Origin of the sequence: Treponema vincentii (assembly GCF_010365865.1) — a bacterium.
Classification (GTDB): domain Bacteria; phylum Spirochaetota; class Spirochaetia; order Treponematales; family Treponemataceae; genus Treponema.
This window is the reverse complement of sequence record NZ_CP048020.1, coordinates 1,037,863-1,057,258: the sequence shown is the minus strand read 5'-3', so window position 1 is coordinate 1,057,258 and position 19,396 is coordinate 1,037,863. Positions and strand designations below refer to the sequence as shown.

General features: G+C 48.0%; 31 protein-coding genes, 1 tRNA gene and 4 pseudogenes. 25 read left to right on the top strand and 11 right to left on the bottom strand.

Annotated features, from left to right (window positions below; all coding sequences use genetic code 11):
• Window positions 1-5 precede the first annotated feature (5 nt).
• The 3 genes from GWP43_RS05035 to GWP43_RS05025 form a co-directional block, all read right to left on the bottom strand.
• Entirely contained in the window at window positions 6-692 is a 687-nt protein-coding gene (locus tag GWP43_RS05035) for a hypothetical protein (protein WP_162663191.1), read from the bottom strand.
• A 190-nt stretch (window positions 693-882) separates the two neighbouring features.
• Window positions 883-1,242, bottom strand: a complete 360-nt coding sequence (locus GWP43_RS05030) for a hypothetical protein (RefSeq protein WP_162663189.1) — start codon at window positions 1,240-1,242, stop codon at window positions 883-885.
• A 118-nt stretch (window positions 1,243-1,360) separates the two neighbouring features.
• Window positions 1,361-2,248, bottom strand: a complete 888-nt coding sequence (locus tag GWP43_RS05025) for a hypothetical protein (protein ID WP_162663187.1) — start codon at window positions 2,246-2,248, stop codon at window positions 1,361-1,363.
• A gap of 235 nt (window positions 2,249-2,483) precedes the next feature.
• Here GWP43_RS05025 and GWP43_RS15600 point away from each other — a divergent pair, with 235 nt between their 5' ends.
• From GWP43_RS15600 to GWP43_RS15540, 13 genes and pseudogenes are all read left to right on the top strand, one after another.
• Window positions 2,484-2,945, top strand: coding sequence for a BadF/BadG/BcrA/BcrD ATPase family protein (locus GWP43_RS15600; RefSeq protein ID WP_414162719.1), 462 nt, complete (start codon window positions 2,484-2,486; stop codon window positions 2,943-2,945).
• The gene (locus GWP43_RS15595; protein WP_414162718.1) at window positions 2,909-3,475 is read left to right on the top strand and encodes a hypothetical protein; all 567 of its coding nucleotides are present in this window, start codon (window positions 2,909-2,911) and stop codon (window positions 3,473-3,475) included. The genes GWP43_RS15600 and GWP43_RS15595 overlap by 37 nt, the downstream gene beginning before the upstream one ends.
• A 24-nt stretch (window positions 3,476-3,499) precedes the next feature.
• A complete protein-coding gene (locus tag GWP43_RS15590) occupies window positions 3,500-4,138 on the top strand; it encodes a BadF/BadG/BcrA/BcrD ATPase family protein (protein ID WP_230978063.1) in 639 nt (212 codons plus the stop codon).
• Window positions 4,122-4,352 carry a hypothetical protein gene (locus GWP43_RS15585; RefSeq protein WP_230978062.1) on the top strand — a complete coding sequence of 77 codons (231 nt, stop codon included), beginning with the start codon at window positions 4,122-4,124 and terminating at the stop codon, window positions 4,350-4,352. The genes GWP43_RS15590 and GWP43_RS15585 overlap by 17 nt, the downstream gene beginning before the upstream one ends.
• Window positions 4,352-4,591 (top strand): hypothetical protein, encoded by a 240-nt coding sequence (locus GWP43_RS15580; RefSeq protein ID WP_230978061.1) that lies wholly within the window; start codon window positions 4,352-4,354, stop codon window positions 4,589-4,591. The genes GWP43_RS15585 and GWP43_RS15580 overlap by 1 nt, the downstream gene beginning before the upstream one ends.
• Before the next feature lie 161 nt (window positions 4,592-4,752).
• Complete coding sequence (locus GWP43_RS15575; RefSeq protein WP_414162717.1) at window positions 4,753-5,025, top strand: acyl-CoA dehydratase activase-related protein; 273 nt, start codon at window positions 4,753-4,755, stop codon at window positions 5,023-5,025.
• A gap of 269 nt (window positions 5,026-5,294) precedes the next feature.
• Window positions 5,295-5,342 (top strand): annotated as a pseudogene (locus GWP43_RS15570) (hypothetical protein); the annotation flags it as partial.
• A 6-nt stretch (window positions 5,343-5,348) separates the two neighbouring features.
• Window positions 5,349-5,600, top strand: coding sequence for a hypothetical protein (locus GWP43_RS15565; RefSeq protein ID WP_414162736.1), 252 nt, complete (start codon window positions 5,349-5,351; stop codon window positions 5,598-5,600).
• Window positions 5,584-6,117, top strand: coding sequence for a hypothetical protein (locus tag GWP43_RS15560; RefSeq protein ID WP_414162716.1), 534 nt, complete (start codon window positions 5,584-5,586; stop codon window positions 6,115-6,117). The genes GWP43_RS15565 and GWP43_RS15560 overlap by 17 nt, the downstream gene beginning before the upstream one ends.
• Entirely contained in the window at window positions 6,098-6,259 is a 162-nt protein-coding gene (locus GWP43_RS15555) for a hypothetical protein (RefSeq protein ID WP_230978059.1), read from the top strand. The genes GWP43_RS15560 and GWP43_RS15555 overlap by 20 nt, the downstream gene beginning before the upstream one ends.
• A gap of 15 nt (window positions 6,260-6,274) precedes the next feature.
• On the top strand, window positions 6,275-6,679 hold the full coding sequence (locus GWP43_RS15550; protein WP_230978058.1) for a hypothetical protein: 405 nt from the start codon (window positions 6,275-6,277) through the stop codon (window positions 6,677-6,679).
• The gene (locus GWP43_RS15545; protein WP_230978057.1) at window positions 6,670-6,966 is read left to right on the top strand and encodes a hypothetical protein; all 297 of its coding nucleotides are present in this window, start codon (window positions 6,670-6,672) and stop codon (window positions 6,964-6,966) included. Before GWP43_RS15550 ends, GWP43_RS15545 begins: the two co-directional genes overlap by 10 nt.
• 273 nt (window positions 6,967-7,239) lie before the next feature.
• A pseudogene (locus GWP43_RS15540) lies at window positions 7,240-8,187 on the top strand (Hsp33 family molecular chaperone HslO).
• A gap of 84 nt (window positions 8,188-8,271) precedes the next feature.
• Here GWP43_RS15540 and GWP43_RS14580 read toward each other — a convergent pair.
• The 7 genes from GWP43_RS14580 to rpmF form a co-directional block, all read right to left on the bottom strand.
• Window positions 8,272-8,451 (bottom strand): hypothetical protein, encoded by a 180-nt coding sequence (locus GWP43_RS14580; RefSeq protein ID WP_230978053.1) that lies wholly within the window; start codon window positions 8,449-8,451, stop codon window positions 8,272-8,274.
• 24 nt (window positions 8,452-8,475) lie between these two features.
• Window positions 8,476-8,940, bottom strand: coding sequence for a CZB domain-containing protein (locus GWP43_RS14575; protein WP_230978052.1), 465 nt, complete (start codon window positions 8,938-8,940; stop codon window positions 8,476-8,478).
• Between the two features lie 13 nt (window positions 8,941-8,953).
• Entirely contained in the window at window positions 8,954-9,718 is a 765-nt protein-coding gene (locus GWP43_RS14570) for a methyl-accepting chemotaxis protein (RefSeq protein WP_230978051.1), read from the bottom strand.
• Entirely contained in the window at window positions 9,690-10,121 is a 432-nt protein-coding gene (locus tag GWP43_RS15535) for a ribonuclease III family protein (protein ID WP_414162715.1), read from the bottom strand. The genes GWP43_RS14570 and GWP43_RS15535 overlap by 29 nt, the downstream gene beginning before the upstream one ends.
• On the bottom strand, window positions 10,105-10,344 hold the full coding sequence (locus GWP43_RS15530; RefSeq protein WP_414162730.1) for a ribonuclease III domain-containing protein: 240 nt from the start codon (window positions 10,342-10,344) through the stop codon (window positions 10,105-10,107). The genes GWP43_RS15535 and GWP43_RS15530 overlap by 17 nt, the downstream gene beginning before the upstream one ends.
• 118 nt (window positions 10,345-10,462) lie before the next feature.
• Window positions 10,463-10,696 carry an acyl carrier protein gene (gene acpP, locus GWP43_RS04995; protein WP_162663185.1) on the bottom strand — a complete coding sequence of 78 codons (234 nt, stop codon included), beginning with the start codon at window positions 10,694-10,696 and terminating at the stop codon, window positions 10,463-10,465.
• Window positions 10,697-10,711: 15 nt separating this feature from the next.
• Entirely contained in the window at window positions 10,712-10,900 is a 189-nt protein-coding gene (gene rpmF / locus GWP43_RS04990; protein ID WP_016522149.1) for a 50S ribosomal protein L32, read from the bottom strand.
• 226 nt (window positions 10,901-11,126) lie between these two features.
• Here rpmF and GWP43_RS14565 point away from each other — a divergent pair, with 226 nt between their 5' ends.
• The 4 genes from GWP43_RS14565 (at window position 11,127) to GWP43_RS04980 (ending at window position 12,585) form a co-directional block, all read left to right on the top strand.
• Window positions 11,127-11,483: a type III PLP-dependent enzyme domain-containing protein gene (locus GWP43_RS14565; RefSeq protein WP_230978050.1), complete on the top strand. Its 357-nt coding sequence runs from the start codon at window positions 11,127-11,129 to the stop codon at window positions 11,481-11,483.
• Window positions 11,407-11,667, top strand: a complete 261-nt coding sequence (locus tag GWP43_RS14560) for an alanine racemase (RefSeq protein ID WP_230978049.1) — start codon at window positions 11,407-11,409, stop codon at window positions 11,665-11,667. The genes GWP43_RS14565 and GWP43_RS14560 overlap by 77 nt, the downstream gene beginning before the upstream one ends.
• 66 nt (window positions 11,668-11,733) lie before the next feature.
• Window positions 11,734-11,856, top strand: a complete 123-nt coding sequence (locus GWP43_RS15210; protein ID WP_269138872.1) for a hypothetical protein — start codon at window positions 11,734-11,736, stop codon at window positions 11,854-11,856.
• Between the two features lie 27 nt (window positions 11,857-11,883).
• The gene (locus GWP43_RS04980; protein WP_230978048.1) at window positions 11,884-12,585 is read left to right on the top strand and encodes a hypothetical protein; all 702 of its coding nucleotides are present in this window, start codon (window positions 11,884-11,886) and stop codon (window positions 12,583-12,585) included.
• 49 nt (window positions 12,586-12,634) lie between these two features.
• On the opposite strand, the gene GWP43_RS04975 is transcribed toward GWP43_RS04980, so the two are convergent.
• A tRNA-Leu gene (locus tag GWP43_RS04975) sits at window positions 12,635-12,718 on the bottom strand.
• Between the two features lie 504 nt (window positions 12,719-13,222).
• On the opposite strand from GWP43_RS04975, the gene GWP43_RS15205 reads away from it, so the two are divergent.
• From GWP43_RS15205 to selB, 8 genes and pseudogenes are all read left to right on the top strand, one after another.
• Window positions 13,223-13,354 carry a hypothetical protein gene (locus tag GWP43_RS15205; RefSeq protein ID WP_269138871.1) on the top strand — a complete coding sequence of 44 codons (132 nt, stop codon included), beginning with the start codon at window positions 13,223-13,225 and terminating at the stop codon, window positions 13,352-13,354.
• Window positions 13,355-13,369: 15 nt separating this feature from the next.
• Window positions 13,370-13,930 carry a tRNA-dihydrouridine synthase gene (locus tag GWP43_RS15200; protein WP_269138870.1) on the top strand — a complete coding sequence of 187 codons (561 nt, stop codon included), beginning with the start codon at window positions 13,370-13,372 and terminating at the stop codon, window positions 13,928-13,930.
• Window positions 13,833-14,282, top strand: coding sequence for a tRNA-dihydrouridine synthase (locus tag GWP43_RS15195; RefSeq protein ID WP_269138882.1), 450 nt, complete (start codon window positions 13,833-13,835; stop codon window positions 14,280-14,282). The genes GWP43_RS15200 and GWP43_RS15195 overlap by 98 nt, the downstream gene beginning before the upstream one ends.
• 89 nt (window positions 14,283-14,371) lie before the next feature.
• A pseudogene (locus GWP43_RS04965) lies at window positions 14,372-15,098 on the top strand (glycogen-binding domain-containing protein).
• A gap of 22 nt (window positions 15,099-15,120) precedes the next feature.
• Window positions 15,121-16,491 (top strand): annotated as a pseudogene (locus GWP43_RS04960) (MATE family efflux transporter).
• Between the two features lie 5 nt (window positions 16,492-16,496).
• The gene (locus GWP43_RS15190) at window positions 16,497-16,964 is read left to right on the top strand and encodes a hypothetical protein (protein WP_269138869.1); all 468 of its coding nucleotides are present in this window, start codon (window positions 16,497-16,499) and stop codon (window positions 16,962-16,964) included.
• Window positions 16,891-17,847: an L-seryl-tRNA(Sec) selenium transferase gene (gene selA / locus GWP43_RS04955; protein WP_269138868.1), complete on the top strand. Its 957-nt coding sequence runs from the start codon at window positions 16,891-16,893 to the stop codon at window positions 17,845-17,847. Before GWP43_RS15190 ends, selA begins: the two co-directional genes overlap by 74 nt.
• 2 nt (window positions 17,848-17,849) lie before the next feature.
• A complete protein-coding gene (gene selB, locus GWP43_RS14555; RefSeq protein ID WP_230978045.1) occupies window positions 17,850-18,605 on the top strand; it encodes a selenocysteine-specific translation elongation factor in 756 nt (251 codons plus the stop codon).
• Window positions 18,606-19,396: the final 791 nt, after the last annotated feature.

Genomic DNA, 19,396 nt, shown 5'->3' with positions numbered 1-19,396 from the left:
TTTTCTTATCCTGCCAATGCCTGTTGTACAATCTCTGTTAAAACAGCTCGTAAATCCGTTTGTTCGGTTGCTGTTATGTTAATGGTGCTATTATAGGAGTTATACGTAACTGAATTGATAATAATTTGGGTAGCGGTAAGATGCTGAATAGTCGTTTCTTTTAGATCGATAACTTGGTTGATTGTTTTAAAGCCTTCGCGGATCGCTTCAAGTAACACGTCTCTATCGGCGCCTGAAAGCTGCTGAATAATTGAGCCTGATGCTTTTGATTTAAGCTCTACGCCCCCTTCCAATGCTTTTGTAATTTTTGAAAGTTCGGCCATATTCCCTTCTAAATTATCATAGAGGTTTTTCAGCTTATCAATTGTACCGGTTACTTCGTCTCCGGTAATTTTGCCGTCTTTCATAATATCTTGAATAATCGCATCGACTTTCTTTTTTATGCCGGCACTTTCAACAGCTGCTTGAATAATCGCCTTTTTCATTTCAGCAGCAAACGACTTTTTGAAACTTCCCCAGTCGGCGTTATAGGCAGCATCTCCTAATGCTGTGGTAAGGGCTGATGACATTCCATCAGATAATGATTTTTTAAAATCATTGCCGACATCAAAGCCGAGTTTCTTTAACATCTCTTTCATCGGCTCACCAAATTCTTCTATCATCTGATTGAGCTTTTCTTTATCCAACCCCATGATTTGGGACGGATCTATACCTGTATTTTCCCTTCCCGAATATCTTTTTCCAATTGTTCTTTTTCTTTTAATTTCTTCAATGGCAGCAACGGCTTTTCATATTTCGCTTTTGAGCCCTCAATTTTGCTAATTCCCTATCAATATCTGCATAGGCTTTTGTAAAATCTTTACCCGTCAATAGGTATAGCCCTTATCTCGCGTGTGAACCTATTAAAGAGCCCACCAACCTTGTTCTTGCTTTTGTAGATACTTTTTTCTCAAGTAATTTTTGGTAAGCGACAAACTCTTTTTCTGTTGCTTTTCTTTCTTCCGATAATTTTTGATTTTGCTCTTCTAAAATATTTCGCTGTTGTTCGCCAGATCCTTTAAAACCACTAAACATATTATCAACTAACTTTTGTATACCGGCATTAAGACCTGAAAACATTATCATTTTGTCGATGACTAATTTTTTTATAATTCCGTCAATAGTATTAGAAAAATTACTAAAATCTCCCGATTGAAAACCGCTGGTAATAGCTCCCATAATAGATTTTGCGGCTTCAAGCATCGGTGATTTTGTTTTTTCGGCTATTTCTTTTTCGATATTGTCAATAATTTTATCTGCAGCTTCTTCTGCCGTTTCTTTTGATTTTCTACAATCGTATTTATTTCTTCATTGAATGCTTTTATTGAGCTGCATTTACGGCTTTTAATATCGTCCCCGTTATTTCGATTGCCGCCGCTACAGATTTTATAACTGCTTGAGTTATAGGATCTCCTACCATATCACCTATTTGGTTAAGTATGTCGGCGCTCGCCTGCATTGCAGCAAAGCCGTCAATACAGCCCTGCTCGATAGAATCGGCTATTACTTTTGTAAGGGTTTTAGCGATACCTATTCCGCCTTGTATGTATGCGTTGGCGGCGGCAGCATTTGCGCTTTGCGTTTGCCTATCAGCGTCTTTATTAACTTTATCTTTTTGTTTTTCTGCGTCCGCTTCAATTCTTGTTATTTCTTCGGCGTTGTCTTTTGCCGCTTCTATTTTTGCCCGTCTGCTTTCTTCAATAATTTTTAAAAGTCGTTTTCTTTCCTCTTCTATGTTGATAAGCTGTATTTGAAGTTTTGATTTGCCGATTTTTTCAATATCGATCAGTCCGCTTTTTATTTGTGAAAATGATAATTCGGCTTCGTTTATGTCTATCCGTATGTTTTGCGCCTTTTCTTCCAACTGCCGAGAATAGACTTGCATTGCCTGTAAATCTTGATTGAGAGCTTCAATTTCTGTTCCGCTTTTGCCGTTTTCTGCTGCTTCAATCCGGGCTTTTGCCTTTGCAATTTTATCGTACGTAGCGATTATTTCTTCTTGCGTTTTTTTAAGCTCTGCTTGTAATTCCTTTTGCTGTACTTGATACCGCCCGAACGCATCACTCATCAGCTTTGTTTTAGTGAGCTCATCGCCGAGCGTTACGCCGGAACCTTTCTCATCTTTTGTCGCAAGTTTTGTTTCAACGGTTATTCCTTTGCCAGCGCCTTTTCTTATCTTCCTCTTTAATGAATTGTTCGATAAGTGCAAGCCGCTTTTGCTGATACTCCTTTCAACGGCAAGGCTGGATTGCCCATATTCTTTGCTTTTGCGAGTTTTTTCTTGATAGGACTTATCGAGTTCTGCTATTTGCGCTTGGTAAAGAGTATCTTTTCTCCTTTGTTTTAGGCCCTTTATGTCCTATCGGCATTTTAACAACAATGAGTTTTACCTCAAGCAGGCAATCTCCTTGTCATTTTTTGTGCAATGTGGCACTATAATTCACATGATTTTGACCGATACACTTCGCATGGGAATTGATGTCGGATCGACGACCGTAAAAACGGTGATTCTTTCCGCTGATAATTCCATCGTATATAGCAGATATGAACGGCACCGCGCCGATATCCGCAAGACAATTATTCTGGTGGTAACGGAAGCCTTGGATGAGGTGGCAAAAATGTACGGCAGCCGCGCTCAGTTACAAGTGCGGGTAACCGGATCCGGCGGTTTGGCTGTTTCAAAGTGGCTCTCCGTGCCTTTCGTGCAGGAGGTTGTCGCCGCGGCCGTCGCCGTGCAGGCAAAGATTCCACAAACCGATGTTGCTATCGAGTTGGGCGGCGAAGATGCTAAAATAACCTACTTCGGCCGTTCGGTTGAGCAGCGTATGAACGGCACCTGTGCGGGCGGTACGGGCGCCTTTATCGACAAATGGCGGCGCTCCTCGAAACCGATGCGACGGGGTTAAATGAGCTTGCCAAAAATGCGACAACGATTTATCCCATCGCCGCCCGCTGCGGGGTCTTTGCAAAGACCGACGTACAGCCCCTCATCAACGAAGGAGCGCGGCGGGAAGATATTGCCGCGAGTATCTTTCAGGCGGTTGTCAGCCAGACGATATCCGGCCTTGCATGCGGCAAACCCATCCGCGGGCGCTGCGCCTTTTTAGGCGGCCCCTTACACTTTCTTGACCAACTACGGCAGCGGTTTATCGAAACCCTGCACCTTACGGATGACGAAATCATCGTGCCGGAAAAATCGGAACTCTTTGTTGCACTCGGTGCAGCGCTCAGCGCCGGTTCCAATCAATCGCTGAGAGCATCACCCCACCGGACTGTCAACAACGGCGCGGAAACAGCGAATATTGCCTGTACGGCGCCAACGCAGACACAACTGCTGCGAACGGGCTTCCGTACTCAGCCGAGTCCGATGCCGGAAATCACCGATACAGGTATTTACCAATCCCGCAGCCTTGACCGTGGAAATACTGCGGGATAAGCTCGGCTCCTTGCCGATGCGGAAATGCAGGAAGTGCAGCGGCTTCCGCCCCTCTTTGAAAACGAAGCGGCGCTTGCGGCTTTCCGCGAACGGCATGGACGGGAACGGGCGGAAACCGCTCCGCTTGAAACCGCTTCCGGCCCGGTGTTCCTCGGTATGGACGCCGGTTCCACCACAACAAAGGCCGTACTCATCGACCAAGAGGGAAGAATCCTCTGGCAGTTTTACGAATCGAATGCAGGCAATCCGGTCAATCTTGCGGTAACCATGCTGCAATCCCTCTATAAACAGATCCCGAGTGCTGCACATATTGCCCGCTCTTTATCTACCGGCTACGGTGAAGGGCTCTTTCAAGCGGCTTTCGGCGTGGACGCAGGAGAAGTGGAAACCATCGCGCACCACCGCGCAGCCGAATTCTTCCTTCCCGGCGTCGAATTTTTGCTCGACATCGGCGGGCAGGATATGAAGTGTATCCGCATGAAGAATAACTGTATCAGCTCCATTCAACTGAACGAGGCATGTTCTTCGGGCTGCGGCAGTTTTTTGGATAACTTTGCCCGCTCGCTCGGTATGCCGGTTAAAGATTTTCCGCACGAGCTCTCCTCGCCCCAAACCGATCGACCTCGGCAGCCGCTGTACGGTCTTTATGAACAGCCGCGTTAAACAGGCACAAAGGAAGGAGCCTCCGTCGGCGACATTTCGGCGGGCTTTCGTATTCGGTGATAAAAACGCCCTCTTTAAAGTTATCAAACTGAAATACAGCTACTATCGGCGAAAAGTGATTGTGCAGGGCGGCACCTTTCACAACGATGCGGTACTGCGCGCCTTTGAACTGATTACCGGCAAAGAAGCGGTGCGCCCGACATCAGCGGCCTGATGGGAGCTTTCGGCGCCGCGCTCCTCGCCCGACCAATGGAAAAACAAGGAGCGGATGCACATATCCGGTCGAATATCTTACCGGCAGAAGGGCTTGATGCACTCACCGTTAAGCTGGAACTTTCCCGCTGCGGTAAATGCGCCAACAACTGCCTTTTAACCGTCAACCGGTTTAATACACCCGCGGCAGGTACCCGCATCTTTATTACGGAAACCGCTGCGAACGCGGTGCCGAAATAGCGGAAACGGCAAATGCACAGTCAAAGAATCACTCCTCAAGACCGGTAAACAGAAACAGGATAACGATATTCCCAATCTCTTCGACTGGAAGTATAAACGTATGTTTTCGTATAAGTCGCTGCCGGAAACCGAAGCCGAACGGGGCGTCATCGGTATTCCGCGTGCTCAACCTCTACGAAAATTATCCGTTCTGGTTCACGCTTTTAACTGAACTGAAATTTTCGGTAAAATTGTCGCCCCGCTCTTCCCGCAAACTCTATGAATTGGGATTGGAATCTATCCCGTCGGAATCGGTGTGTTATCCCGGCAAAATTTCTCACGGGCATATCGAAGCGCTCTTAAAGCGGGCGTTACAACGATTTTCTATCCCTGTATTCCGTACGAGACCAAGGAAGACCCTCAGGCAAACAATCATTTCAACTGTCCCGTCGTAACGAGTTATCGAAGTCCTTAAAAACAACATCGACGCGCTTCGGCAGGACGAGCATATCCGTTTTCTCAATCCGTTTTACCGCTCTATAATGACAAACGCCTCGGAGGCGGCTCCACGAAGAACTCAATAAATACTGGAGCATACCGCTTGCTGAAATTCGTGCAGCAGTACGGAAGGCAAGAGCAGAAGCAGAGGCAGTAAAAAAAGAGACCCAGTTCCAAGGCGAGGCGGCGCTTCGGCGTATGAAAGAACAGGGACTCATCGGCGTTATTGCAGGGGCGTCCGTATCATCTTGACCCGGAAATCAACCATGGAATTCCCAGATTGCTGACAGGCTTAGGACTCGCCGTATTGACGGAGGATTCCGTTGCGCATTTAGGCAAACTTCCCCGTCCGCTCCGGGTTGTAGACCAATGGGTATACCACAACCGGCTGTACCGTGCCGCCGAATTTGCCGCACGGCAAGATAACCTCGCACTTATTCAGCTGACCAGCTTCGGCTGCGGTCTGGATGCGGTAACCGCCGACCAAGTGCAGGAAATTACCGAAGCGCAGGAAAATGTATACCTTGCTTAAAATCGATGAAGGTTCAAACCTCGGCGCCGTACGTATCCGTATCCGCAGCTTACTCGCCGCTATCCGCGAGCGCAGCAAGGGAGCGCCCGTCAAAGCGCCGGGATATCGCGGCTTTAAACGAGTTGAATTTACCGAAGAGATGAGTAAGCGGTATACCGTTCTCGCGCCGCAGATGGCTCCCATCCATTTTGACTTATTGGAAGCAGCCTTCCGGCACTCCGGCTTTAATCTCGTCATATTGCCCGATACCGACCCTCAGGCAATCGACTGCGGATTACGGTATGTAAACAACGATGCCTGCTATCCGGCGATTATCGTTGCAGGGCAGATGATTGCAGCGCTGCAGTCGGGTAAATACGACCTCAATGCGACGGCGCTCATCATCACGCAAACAGGGGGCGGGTGCCGTGCAACAAACTACATCGGTTTTATCAGGCGGGCGTTAGAGGATGCCGGCTTGGGGTATATCCCTGTAATCGGGTTAAGCGCGCAGCAGATTGAAAAACTCAGGCTTTAAGCCGACGTTCAGTTTAGCAGACCGCGCACTAAAGGCGCTCTGCCTCGGCGATTTGCTGATGCGTGTACTGTACCGCACCCGCCCCTACGAGCAGGAAAAGGTGCGGCAAATGCACTCTACCGCCATTATGCCGACCGAATAAAAGCCGAATTGAAACATGACAGGGCGGAGTTATCGTAACATAGTACGCGATATTGTCCATGATTTTGATACGCTGCCGCTTATTCAAATGGAAAAACCCCGCATCGGCGTAGTCGGTGAAATTTTGGTAAAATTTCATCCGACAGCCAACAACGATATTGTCGGTACCATTGAGCGGGAAGGCGCCGAATGCGTTATGCCCGACTTGATGGACTTCTTTTTCTATTCATTGTTCGACGGCCTCTACTATGAAACATCACTGGAATCGAACGCCTTTAACCGGTTTAAGTACCACGCAATGATCTGGTATATCGAGCGGTACCGCAGCGGAATGAAAAAAGCTCTGAATAAAAGTCGCCGCTTTACCGCGCCCGAATCGATTTACAATCTTGCAAAGGCGTTCACGGGGTTTTGGACTTAGGTAACGTTGCCGGCGAGGGTTGGTTCCTAACCGCCGAAATGGTTGAACTTATTAAGTCAGGGTTGTCGAGTATCGCCTGTCTACAGCCGTTTGCCTGTCTCCCCAATCACGTTACCGGCAAAGGGATGATTAAGGAACTGCGCCGCCGATACCCTGATGCGCAAATATCCGCCATCGACTTTGATCCCGGAGCAAGCGAGGTAAACCAGCTCAACCGCCTCAAGCTCCTGTTGGCAAATGCGCCGTATGGTGAACATCCCGATCGGCAGAATCGAAAGGGCGCATAATGCAGGGCAACCGCATTAAAAATATTTTAGCGGTTGCCTTCCTTCCATGCGAAATTTTTGCTTAAAATTTCGCATGTTTTTTCAACAGGCGGGTAAACGCATCAGGTAGAGTAGATAAAAACCGCGGAAAAATTGAGACTGTGAGACCATTTGAACCGCGCAGAGGTTCAACTCTGGTCGAATAGTATCAATTTTTCTGCGAATCGGTAAAAACGGCCTGATGCGTTTACCCTGCCGCCCTTTTTTAATAGTTCATTTTATTAACATACGAGTATGATATACGCACCTATTGAAGATACGGCGCTGCAACAGCACCTTGATAAACTTGAAAAAGATGAACTCCATATCTTTACTGCCGACGACGGCCTTTTCCGCGGAGGACTTTTCCACGGTACGCGGTTCGTAAACCGAATACGCGCACAGCACCGGCGGAATCCTCGAAACCCTTGTCCTCGGGCAGGCAGGCCTCTGTGCCGCACTGATGATTCAAACGATGAAAGGACGCGAAACGCTCCAACTGCGCTATGAAACGGACGGCCCCGCAACCGGTTTTTCCGTAGAGGCAGATTCACGGGGCTTTGTGCGCGGCTACCTTTTGCAAAACCCCATCCCGATTGATGCCCCGCTTGAAAGTTGGGATCTTGCTCCGTTCTTCGGTAACGGTACACTCTCCGTTACCCGTTTTCCGGAAGCGGATCATGCAGCGGGGCGGGAGCCGCAGCGAAGCATCGTCGAAATCAAGTATCGGAATATTGCAAAAGACCTTGCATGGTATTTTCAGCAATCGGAACAGCTCTATACCGCTTTTAATACAAGTATCAGGTTTGACAGTATCGGTAGAGTCGTCGGTGCCGGCGGCTTTTATCCAGCGGATGCCCGCAGGGGAACACGCCGAGGCAGGCAATCGAAAACGGAAGAAGAATTGAAGATGCCGTCACCAATATGGAACGGGCTTTTACCGCCTGTCCCCGCTCGGTGATTGGTTTGCTGAAGGCGGCAACTGCGAAGATATCATCTTCGGTCTACTGCGGGAGTTTAACCCTCAAGCGGTTGCAGCACGGAACATTACCTTTGATTGTCCATGCTCAAAGGGTATTATCTGGAAGCGATGCGGAAATTGCCGCAAGCGGAACTGGAAAACAAAAGAGACCGCAGACGACCCGCGAGATTGTCTGCCGGAATTGCTCCAGTGTGTACACTATTCCGCTTGCCGAACTATAAAACCGGCACATCTTGCGAAGATATTAGCGGCGGGTCTGTTCAAAAACCGCAATTTTTGGACAGCACCCTTGGTCTAAGTTTTGATTATTTTTTCGTATGGTTTTTGCTTTCGATAAATTGACGCAATATACTCAAACTTTCGATAACCGATGCGGAATAATCCAACAATTTTGAATAAGAAGCTTCCAATTCAGTTCTCGATGACGTTTTAAGCTGGCCGACAATGGCTTTCGTCTCGTTATGGAGCTGCTCATGCTGTACCATAAGCTTTTAAACTCGGATGCTGCATTAAACCTTCATACAGCGGAGCTTCTTTTCAATCCATCGCCCTAAATCACATTTTTTATGATCACCCAATTCTATTGTGTTTACATCAAGCCGCCCATCGATCAAGGCACGCACCTTAGTAACCCAACCGAGATGTTTCAATACAATGCGCGCAAATGGCGCATACTCATCCGCTACTGTCTTTCCGTTTACCAGATCAATACCTTTTTCTACTGCAGCATCGACCACAACGGTACTATCAATAATATTGTTCATATTAAACAGGGCACTACTCATTAAATCGCTTACTTCATTCGCAGTTGTCTGCAAAGTAAACAACATATTTTTCCCTTTATCCGCTTGATCAGCTATTTTATTGATATATTCAATAGCGGTATCCGCACGATTATTCAAGTCTGCCGCAGACTCCGGCACCAACATAACAGCGTCGCGTACCGATGTGCTCGTTCCCGCAAGCATATTCATTTCGGAAGAATTTCTACAAAGACGCAGTCGTCTCATTTACCGAATTACCGATAAGTGTCATCGCAGTACGCGTTTCGTCGGCGGTATCCCGCGCGACCTCAAGTGCTTCGACCATATTTTTGAGGGTCTTAGAAGCATCGGCAGCATTGAGCGCCGTCGCTTCAGAAAGCTTTCTAATTTCACCGGCAACAACTGCAAAGCCGAGGCCAGCCTTCCCTGCATGTGCCGACTCTATGGCAGCGTTCATCGCAAGTAGGTTCGTCTGAGCGCTGACATCATTTATCGATCCGATAATATCTTTAACCGCATCAATGTTTTGATTAAGGCTGTCGATAACCGCAAATAAGTCTTTTACCTTTAATGAGCCTTTCGCAACGGCATCCGTTAACTGAGAAGTAACCGAAATTCTATCGGTAACGATGTTTGCAACGCGATTTACCGAATCGGTTATTTGCTCTACCGAAGAACTTGCTTTTCCAGCCGTATCTTCCAGCGCAGTAGTACAGCTATGCACTTCTTGCAACTGCTCCTGAATCGACATAATGGAATCCAGGATTGAATGGATACTATCGGTGAACGCTTCAAATTGATGTTCTTGTTTGAGGTTTTTAAAAAGTACTTGTGACGCACCGGTTATCCTGCTTCTGATATTTAACGCGATATCTTCTGCAGCGGACATCAAAGCTTCTACTTCTTTTATCTGGAGTACGATACCGCTTGTTATAGGTACTACTGTATCCTTTCCGGCTTCAGAATCTTTTTTTACAAACGAAAACATATTTTTCCCCCTTATTTACAGGCACAAGGCTTTCCAGGCAACCTCTGCAGCCGCCTGTTCCGCTTCTTTTACTTTTAAAAGCAGGATTATATTCCCTCTCTTTGATGACAACCTTTACTTGAAAAACCCTATCGTGATCCGGCCCCGATGTCTCTACCAGCACATATTTAGGGATAATGCGGTATTTTTTTTGCACGTATTCTTGCAGCAAAGATTTATAATCTCTATATCGATGTTTATTTTGTTCCACCAACTGCAGCTGCGGTTCAATAATTTTCAATACAAACTGTTGAGCGACCTTGAAGCCCGAATCTAAATAGAGTGCACCGATAAGAGCTTCCACCGCATCGGCGAGCAGGGCTTTTTTTCTTCCGCCCGACACTTCTTCACCATGCCCCAGCATTAGATATGTATCGATATTGAGATTCAGTGCAATGGAAAAGAGTCTTCGGAAACGACCGCAGCTTTAATTTTGCAAGATCCCCTTCAGGTTTATCGGGATGAGCAAGATACAGCTCCGTTGCAACAATCATACCAAGTACGGAATCGCCCAAAAATTCAAGCCGCTCATTATTAATAGGAGAATCGCTATGTTCATTAGAGAACGAGCGATGATGGAAGGCTATATCCAGTAAACTAATATTTTAAATTTGCATCCTGCTTTTTTGAAAAGCAAGCAGTTCTTACTTCCGCTGTTTTTCTAAACCATGTTTAAAGGAAACAAGAACCACATCCTTTGCCGGATTATTTCGACTGAGATTTAATAAAATCGTACGCATCCCTCACGGTTTCGAATTCACTTACTTTCCCGTCGGGTATCTTGATTCCCATCTCCTCTTCGATTGCATATACCAGTTCATAGGTATCAAGGCTATCTGCGCCGAGATCTTGTCGGAAAGAATCGAGTGTAATTTTATCTGCATCGATTTCCAATTTTTCTGCAATCAGCTTTTGAATTTGAGCAAACAATTCGTCCATAAAGAAAAACCTCTCTTAATTTAATGTATCGGGATCAACAACTTGATGTCCGCGATAGAAACCGCATTTGGAACATACGTGGTGAGATAAAATTAAATTTCCACAATTTGCACACTCCACAAGATGAGGCGCATTTAACCGCATATTGATTCCTCGGCGGCGGCGTGTGCGTGCTTTTGATGTTTTAGCTCTTGGCACTGCCATAAGGTAACCTCCATATTCATAAATTACATTACAAAAAGATATACAATATTATACGTGAACCTGAAAATAGTCAAGGGTTTTGTTAGCATCAAATGTTAACATCAAACAGACAGATTTCCTGCAATCCTTGCATAAATACCAAAGGGATTATATACTGGATCTGTTCGATAACTGGCGTGTCGGACAGGTTGCCTTTAGGGCATCAGGAGCATCACAACACATTTTTATGGAACACATTATTCAAAAAAACATCCTGCATATTAAGGAACGGATTAAGGCTGCCTGTAAAAGAGCCGGGCGCAATCCCAAAGAAGTTCAGCTGCTGCTTGCAACTAAAACCGTCGAGCCGGAGCGGATTCTACAGGCTTTTGCCTGCGGCTGCACTTTAATCGGCGAAAACAAGGTACAGGAGCTGCGCGATAAATACGAGGCGCTATCCGCAGTGCCGCATACGGCGCATTTTATCGGGCATTTGCAATCGAATAAGATTAAAGAGGTGATCCAGTATGCGCAATGTATCCAATCAATCGATAACCTCGATACGGCGCAAAAACTGGAACAGCGGCTTACAGGAAGGCCGTAACCTCGACATCTTAGTGCAGGTAAACACCTCAGCGGAGGAAAGCAAATTCGGCTGTGCGCCGGGAGAAGCGGAGACTTTGGTAAAAGCCATCGCTACCCTGCCCCATGTCACTATCCGTGGGTTTATGACCATCGGATTATTCTCGGAGAAGAGACAAGGTTCGGGCATGCTTCCGCTGCCTTAAACAGGTACAAAGCGCGTTGCGGCACTGGCACTTCCCAATATTTCTACGGATATTCTTTCGATGGGGATGTCGGGCGACCTGGAAATCGCCATTGAAGAAGGTTCGACAATGCTGCGCATCGGTACGGCGGTATTCGGCGAACGTCAGTACCCCGATACTTACTACTGGAATGAACAAAACCCTTCATAATGATGATAGAGATGATGAAAAAAGATTTTGCTTGCAGTTGTATTCTTGTTATCCGCATTAGCCGCTTTCGGCGAGGAGCTTACCTACGCGCGGCCGAAAACCAACGGCCTCGATATTGAGCTTTCTCAGGTACATTTGATTGCCGAAGCGTTTGATGAAGAACGCATCGCGTACCGATTTGAACTTGCGGAAGGCAAAACTTTCCTGCATAGAAACGCAAAAACACTGCGGATACGTCAAATGACTCCTTCACAGGGCACGCTGTATGTCTTTATACCGAAAAAGATGTTGCTTGAAAATTGCAGCATACGGATAAGCAGGGCGGATATCCGACTCGAAGGAATTCAGGCGGTACATATTCTTGCAATGCTGAATATGGGCTCGGTAACAACGTCCGAATGTGTCTTTAAAAATGCCGTAATCAATCTTGCGCGGGGATCGCTATCCTATGATAAAACGCAAATTGTAAAATCCTGCGCTTTCACCGTAACCGATGCAACCGCCGCCATAACCTTCCCTTCGGAAGAGGCCGAATATCATATCGATTACGTCCAAAACGGAGGGGCGCTCACCATTGCCGGTAATGAGCTTACCAAAAGCCCGGGAGAATACGGCAGCGCGAAAGCAAAGCGCCGTATCATCTTTTCGGGAGGAGCGGCAAAGACTTCGATCAGCTTTACAGAAAAAGGCACAAAAACGACAGCTTCAAAACAAAATTCCGGAAACTGATATTCCTCGTGCATAAAAAAGGCTTCTTTTGAAATCCAAAGAAGCCTTCATGCGAACTGGACTTGAACCAGCACACCTCGCGGCATCAGCACCTCAAGCTGACGTGTCTACCAATTCCACCACCGCCGCATTTGTAACAGTGATGTACTATATCTAAGATTATAAATAAAGTCAAGACCTTTTGAAATATACGACGCATCTACTGCGTTGCTGCGCGAAAATTAATCCTCAACGTATCAAAGATACGCCTGCGGTTAATTTTCGCTCGCGCTTGTATCTACGCCGTCTATTTCAAAAGGCTTACGGAAAGGGTATATACTGCGCGCCGCTGCTGAAAATACTCAACGTATCAGAACGGACAGGGATGTCCGTGGTTATAAGCAGTAGCGAGATTTGTGTTGTACACAAATCTCGTCGTTAAGCAGTTGTACACGGATGTACAACTGCTTAACAGTCTATTTCAAAAGGCTTACGGAAAGGGTATATACTGCGCGCCGCTGCTGAAAATACTCAACGTATCAGAACGGACAGGGATGTCCGTGGTTCCATCACAGCAGCGTGTTTGTCCGTGTGCTAGAAGAAATGTGCGGAATTCCACACATTGCAAAATCACGGAGTTTTGTTACAGTGAGCGGCGATGAAGCTCATACTGGCGCCGCTGGCAAATATCAGCCATTCGGGATTGAGGATGCTTATCCATACTTTCGGCGATCCCGACGAATATTTTACCGAGATGATTCATGCGCCGTCGCTGCTTGCAGGCGAGTAGTTTGAGCAGTGGTACTTGCGGGCAAATCCCGTACCGGAAAAGCTGGTGTGGCAGCTCACTTCGCCTAAGGCGGAAGCATTCGCACAGGCGATACCGGTTGTACTGCAGCACGGCGGCATCGGTGTTGACTTGAATATGGGCTGTTCCGCTCCGCCGATTGTACGAACAGGGGCGGGCGTTGCTTGGATGCTCAAGCCACTTAACACGACAGCCGAGGCGGTGCGCTCGGTTAAACAAGCGCTTGAGGCATATTCTACGGAACAAGGCAGATCGTTTAGACTGAGCGTAAAGCTGAGGCTCGGTGCGGCCGCCGACTATGCGTATCTTTTACGCTTTTGTACGATGCTGATTGATGAAGGCGTGCAGCTTATCACAATCCACCCGCGCCTGCAGCGGCAAAGCTATGCGCGTCCGGCTCTCCACGAATACGGCTGCGCTCGCAAAGGATTTGCCTATCCCGGTATACGGCAACGGAGACATCAATTCGGCAGAGAAACTGCAAACCGCCGCGCAGCACTATCCTTGCGCGGGGTGGATGATCGGGCGCGCTGCGGTACAAATGCCGTGGGTTTTTGAAGCAATACGCCGCAAGCACGGCAGCGAATCGAGATCAGGCGTAACCCATGCGGCCGAAACGGACGAAGCCCGCGCCGCCGATACAGTGAGTGATGGTGCGTCGAATTTTGCACCGTACCGTATCGACCTTGAACAAACGGCGTTATCGTTTTTGCAATACCTTGAAACCGAACAGCCGCCGGAATTCTTCCTTACACGGGCGCAGCGGTTCTTTCAGTTTTATTGCGACAATTTTTCGTTTGCACACTATTGCAGAACACGACTGCTGCGGGCACAGAGCCAAGAAGAAATGGAGCGCGTACTGCATACCTACTTTGAACAGGTTCCTGAGGATAAAATGATCCAAATTTAAAGTTTTCGGTTTATTTTCCGATGCTTATTAAATGGAAGTATGTTATTATTAAAAGATAACAACCGGTTAAAATATTCGGGGAGGACATCATGCGCAATGCAATACGGCAAAAAACCGTGGCGGTCTTTTTTTTCTTGTGTATACTGATCGCGGCGCAAGCGTGGAACAACCTGCCATCGACACATACACCTACGGCGAACTTGTTGAAACAATTGCACGGACGGGTGCGCCGCTTATCACCGGAAAATATATCATTTTTACGGCAGCAGGATCCGCACGCCATGTCGGTATCGCCTTTGAACATGAAAACTTTCAATCGATTCATTCTTTCCAGCGCTTGTATCGAAGCGATGATAGTACCGAAACTAAAAATCAATCCTCTTCTATATCATGCAGATACCTGGAAGAAATGAGAGAGCTGCGCTATCGGCTGGTTATTAACGGTCTCTGGTCTACAGACCCGCTCAATCCCGATGAAATATTCGACTATTCCGCCGGGATGTCTCTTTCGGTTTTAAAGATTCCGTATCAAAAAGAATACAAAACCGCTGTTGAAAACAACGGCAGAACTCGTTTTGTCTATCAAGGAGAATCGGGCAAACGGATATACCTTGCGGGCACGTTCAATAACTGGGATCCCTTTATGTACAACTTAGAAGAGTGATGCCCGGTCGATACGAATTATACCTTCCGCTACCGAATGGCGTTTGGTATTACGCTTACTTTACAGATGGCAAACAAATTCCCGATACGACAAACCACAAGCACGTTTACATGGCCGATGGCCGGACTGCTTCGGTTATTTCCGTGGAATAGCGGCATATAGGCTTTCTGCCGTATGAAGACATTCCTGAAGCAATCCACGGAAGCGCGGCGCGAACTCATCCTTACCGCAAACCCCGTCAAGACATTGCTTATCCTCTCTCTCCCCTCGTTACTGATGAATACCGTGCAGGCGATGATGCCGTTTACCGACGGGCTTTTTATCAATAACCTGACCGGTTATGCCGTAACGGGGGCGGTAACTTTTTCTCAGCCGATTATCTCGATGGTGTTAGGACTGTCGCAGGGGTTAAGCGTAGCCGCAATGGCAATTATCGGTCAGCTGAATGGAAAAGGCGCAATCGCAGAAGGAAAAAGGATTGCTGCGCAAATATTTTTGTTTGCGGTCATGCTCGGAATCATCAGTGCGCCGCTGCTCCTTATCATCAGTATCACGGTTTCGCGGGGATTACAGAGCGATATTGCTCCGTATGTCCGCCAATATATTTCGTGGTACAGCATCGTCTTACCGTTCAGCTTTTTAGAGGCCGTGTATAACGGTATCAAAACGCAAACGGGAAACCAAAGCGGCTTTTACCCGAATGACTATTCTCTTTATCTTAAAGGTTGTCGGGAATTTTCTCTTTCTCTATATGTTGCGGCTCGAAATTATCGGCTGCGTACTGGCCTCGCTTTGGCAAACGTATGCATTACAATCTGGATGGTATACGAATTATTCATCCACAACAGCCCGGACAAACTCGATGTTAAAAACTTCAAGTTCGATTCAAAAATCATCAAAGAGGTTCTGAAAGTCGGGTTTCCGGCAATGTTCAACTATTCTTTTTTATACTTAGGCTTTTTCCTTATCAATAAAGAGATTGAAAAATACGGAGCTATTGTGGTCGCGGCACAGGGAATCGCAAGCAATATCAATGCGCTGTGCTTCAACCTGCCTGCGGCTTTTAGCGCGGCAATTACGACGATGGTCAGTATGCACATCGGTGCAGGATACCCGCAAAAGGCAAAGCGGGATTGTCTTCTCGGCTGCATCACCAGTATCATCATCGCTATTATAATGATTTCGATTATGATTCCGCTTTCGCCTTATCTGACCGTCTTATTCAGGCGGGAGCCGGAAATTATCGGTATTGCAAACAACGCGCTCAACATCTACACCTATTCGATTATCGGCTTCGGTATTTGTATGACCATTCAGGGTGCGTTTATCGGGCTCGGCAAAACGAAGATGCCGCTTGTGCTCGGTGTGCTCCGTATATGGCTGCTGCGTTACATCTTTGTACTGGCGACGGAACACATCCTACAATACTACGCAATCTTTTGGGGAAACCTCTTTTCAAATATGGCGACTGCACTGATTGCAATCATCCTGATTCTACGGACAAAATGGGTGTCGGCGCTCACCATCACAAACGAAAAAGGGTAACCGCCATGCACGGTTCACTGGCACAGATACCGCAAGTCGAAAAACTTCTGTCACATCATGATCTTTCCGACTGCATCGAAAAGCTCGGCAGACCGATTGTAGCCTCTATCGTATCGGAGTATATCAAGCAGATACGGGCTGAGGCTTTAAAAGGAGCCGCCGTTCCGTCTTTTGATGCGTGTATAGCGGACATCCGGCAGCGGTGCACGAAGCATATACGGAAACGGATTTCGAAGATTATCAACGCGACGGGCATTATCCTGCACACCAACCTCGGACGAAGCCCGCTTCCGCACGGTATTTGGGATGCGGCAAAGGAAGCCGCCCAATCATACTCGGCTATCGAGATGGATTTGGAGGACGGCAAACGGGGCAGCGGTTCCCCTTGCCGTCGAAGCGATGAGTACGCTTGTCCGTGCGGAAGCGGCGCTGATGCTGAACAACAACGCCGCCGCCGTGTTTCTGTTACTTAAAGCGCTTGCAAGCGGGAAAGAGGTTATCGTTGCGCGCGGCCAGCAGGTGCAAATAGGCGGCGGCTTCCGCATCCCCGATATTCTGCGGGAGGCAGGCTGTACGCTCGTAGAAGTCGGCACTACCAACATCACCACCCTTGAAGACATTACCGCCGCCGTTACCGAACAGACGGCAATGGTGCTATGGGTGCATACCTCAAACTATAAGATCCGCGGCTTTACGGAGCAGCCCTCCCTGAGCGCCATCCGCCAGGCCTTACCGCCTGAGATTATTCTTGCGGTGGATCAAGGGTCAGGCGTTATTTCGCTTAGCCTACAAGACGAGCCGACCGTACCGGCCTTATTAAAAGAAGGCGCCGACCTCGTTTGTTTTTCGGGAGATAAGGTATTCGGCGGCCCTCAGTGCGGATGGATTACCGGCAAAAAAGATTTAATCGCGCTCATTGCCCGCCATCCGCTGATGCGCACCTATCGGGTAGGCCGCGCCGTTGCCGCTCTAATGGAAGAGACCCTCGTGCACTACCTGAATAACGGAAAGAGCGCCGCGGCCGAAGCGTTGCTGCTTGACCCTGCCGTGATAAAAAAACGGAGCGAAAAACTTGTGAGAAAACTGCCGCCCGGAACCGCATGTGTTGTCCCCTACCCTTTCTCGCTCGGCGGCGGCAGCACCCCCGACGAAGCCTTCCCGTCATGGGCAATTATGCTGCACACGCATAAACCGGAAGCGGTAAAGACAGCGCTGCGGTTTTGCAGCATTCCGATTATCGCTATTATTTCGGAGGACAGGCTGCTGCTACACCTTGCCGCCGTAAACCCTGCCGATGATGCATATCTTATCCAAGAATTACAGGAAATCTCTAAAAAAATTATAGAGGTACGTTGACTATGGCATATATTTTAGGAACCGCCGGACACGTCGATCACGGCAAAACCGCATTGGTAAAATGCTTAACCGGAGTGGAAACCAGCCACATCCCCGAAGAAAAGAAGCGGGGTATGACTATTGAGCTAGGTTTTGCCGCCTTGGAAGATCCCGTACACGGAACGGTCGGCATCGTCGATGTTCCCGGACACGAACGGTTTATCCGTAACATGGTGGCAGGCACGTGGGGACTTGACGCAGCAATGCTGATTGTCGCAGCAGACGACGGATGGATGCAGATGTCGTCGGATCACCTGCGGGTACTTAAAGCGATGCATATCAACTCCATCCTGTTGGTCATAACCAAATCCGACTTGGCCGATCCCGATATGATCGAGCTGATACGGGAAGATGCAAACCGACATTGCCGCGAAATCCTCGGACGGGAATTACCCTCGGTGGCTGTTTCCGCACATACCGGCGCGGGTATCGACGAACTCAAGAAAAAAATTACGGAATTATTGAGCGCCGTCCGTACCGCTCCATTGGATAAGCCGTTCCTGTATATCGACCGCGCCTTTACGCTGAAAGGAATCGGCATCACGGTAACCGGTACGCTCCGCGGTAAAAGCATTGCCGTCGGCGATCAGCTTGCACTCTATCCCGGCGGAACCGAGTGCAAGATTAAAAACATCCAAAATCACCACGCCGACGTATCTTCTTCCGAATCGGGAATGCGGACGGCGCTCAACCTGAAAATATCCGAAAGGAAAAGGTAGAACGCGGGATGCTGCTTGCAGGCATTGGCGAAAGTCCCGTGCTGCAAGGCTCCGAATTGCTCGTCCGCGTCGATGAATATTTTAACAAACAGGAAACCGGCGCCGGTATGAAAAATCATATCGAACTGGAACTTGCCACCGGCAGTACCAATGCCATCGGCGCGATTCACTTTAACAAAATCGATCCTACGCTGGCGCGGGTGTCCTTGCAGGAACCTATCGCCGGACGCTGGAACCAACCGGCCGTCCTTATCAGGCATGGGGGAAGTTCCATTCTCGCCTCATGCAGAATACTTGCGGCCTTTGACTCCTACCGCGCGGCTGTCTTTAAACAGTTCTTTTCGGTGTATGCCGGACGGGAATTACCGTCGTGGAAAAGCTGCGGCTTTTTTATCACCGGCTTTATAGAAAAAGACCGCGCGGAACCTAAGGAGCTTTCGGCTGACGCAAAAGACGTTACGGCCTGCGGCAAACAGCTCATCTTTACCAAGAAGCTCGCCGAATGGGAAGCAAAGATTTTAGAGACCGCAAAGAAAAGTCAGGCAGGTTTTACGGCAGAGGAAATCGATACGGCTGTGCCGGTAAAGGTGCGGCAGGAAATCCTGAAAAAACTGTGTGCGGAAAACAAACTGATCAATGAAGGCAGTGTGTACAAGCTGGCAGGCAGCGGAGATACCTTGTCGAAAACGGCACAGCAGCTGTTACAGTTGGCGCTTAAAGCAGGGTTTGACGGTATCGAAATAGATAAAATCCAGCTGCCGCAGGTGCGGAAAGACGCCCGCGATTTGGTA

What these genes read in the sequence shown, in the direction of transcription:
- GWP43_RS05035 (WP_162663191.1), bottom strand. Translation starts at nt 692, where the DNA reads ATGGGGTTGGATAAAGAAAAGCTCAATCAGATGATAGAAGAATTTGGT.
- GWP43_RS05030 (WP_162663189.1), bottom strand. Translation starts at nt 1,242, where the DNA reads ATGCTTGAAGCCGCAAAATCTATTATGGGAGCTATTACCAGCGGTTTT.
- GWP43_RS15600 (WP_414162719.1), top strand. Translation starts at nt 2,484, where the DNA reads ATGATTTTGACCGATACACTTCGCATGGGAATTGATGTCGGATCGACG.
- GWP43_RS15595 (WP_414162718.1), top strand. Translation starts at nt 2,909, where the DNA reads ATGGCGGCGCTCCTCGAAACCGATGCGACGGGGTTAAATGAGCTTGCC.
- GWP43_RS15590 (WP_230978063.1), top strand. Translation starts at nt 3,500, where the DNA reads ATGCAGGAAGTGCAGCGGCTTCCGCCCCTCTTTGAAAACGAAGCGGCG.
- GWP43_RS15585 (WP_230978062.1), top strand. Translation starts at nt 4,122, where the DNA reads ATGAACAGCCGCGTTAAACAGGCACAAAGGAAGGAGCCTCCGTCGGCG.
- GWP43_RS15580 (WP_230978061.1), top strand. Translation starts at nt 4,352, where the DNA reads ATGGGAGCTTTCGGCGCCGCGCTCCTCGCCCGACCAATGGAAAAACAA.
- GWP43_RS15560 (WP_414162716.1), top strand. Translation starts at nt 5,584, where the DNA reads ATGTATACCTTGCTTAAAATCGATGAAGGTTCAAACCTCGGCGCCGTA.
- GWP43_RS15550 (WP_230978058.1), top strand. Translation starts at nt 6,275, where the DNA reads ATGACAGGGCGGAGTTATCGTAACATAGTACGCGATATTGTCCATGAT.
- GWP43_RS14580 (WP_230978053.1), bottom strand. Translation starts at nt 8,451, where the DNA reads ATGGTACAGCATGAGCAGCTCCATAACGAGACGAAAGCCATTGTCGGC.
- GWP43_RS14575 (WP_230978052.1), bottom strand. Translation starts at nt 8,940, where the DNA reads ATGAATATGCTTGCGGGAACGAGCACATCGGTACGCGACGCTGTTATG.
- GWP43_RS14570 (WP_230978051.1), bottom strand. Translation starts at nt 9,718, where the DNA reads ATGTTTTCGTTTGTAAAAAAAGATTCTGAAGCCGGAAAGGATACAGTA.
- GWP43_RS15535 (WP_414162715.1), bottom strand. Translation starts at nt 10,121, where the DNA reads ATGCTGGGGCATGGTGAAGAAGTGTCGGGCGGAAGAAAAAAAGCCCTG.
- acpP (WP_162663185.1), bottom strand. Translation starts at nt 10,696, where the DNA reads ATGGACGAATTGTTTGCTCAAATTCAAAAGCTGATTGCAGAAAAATTG.
- rpmF (WP_016522149.1), bottom strand. Translation starts at nt 10,900, where the DNA reads ATGGCAGTGCCAAGAGCTAAAACATCAAAAGCACGCACACGCCGCCGC.
- GWP43_RS14565 (WP_230978050.1), top strand. Translation starts at nt 11,127, where the DNA reads ATGGAACACATTATTCAAAAAAACATCCTGCATATTAAGGAACGGATT.
- GWP43_RS14560 (WP_230978049.1), top strand. Translation starts at nt 11,407, where the DNA reads ATGCGCAATGTATCCAATCAATCGATAACCTCGATACGGCGCAAAAAC.
- GWP43_RS15210 (WP_269138872.1), top strand. Translation starts at nt 11,734, where the DNA reads ATGTCGGGCGACCTGGAAATCGCCATTGAAGAAGGTTCGACAATGCTG.
- GWP43_RS15205 (WP_269138871.1), top strand. Translation starts at nt 13,223, where the DNA reads ATGAAGCTCATACTGGCGCCGCTGGCAAATATCAGCCATTCGGGATTG.
- GWP43_RS15190 (WP_269138869.1), top strand. Translation starts at nt 16,497, where the DNA reads ATGCACGGTTCACTGGCACAGATACCGCAAGTCGAAAAACTTCTGTCA.
- selA (WP_269138868.1), top strand. Translation starts at nt 16,891, where the DNA reads ATGAGTACGCTTGTCCGTGCGGAAGCGGCGCTGATGCTGAACAACAAC.
- selB (WP_230978045.1), top strand. Translation starts at nt 17,850, where the DNA reads ATGGCATATATTTTAGGAACCGCCGGACACGTCGATCACGGCAAAACC.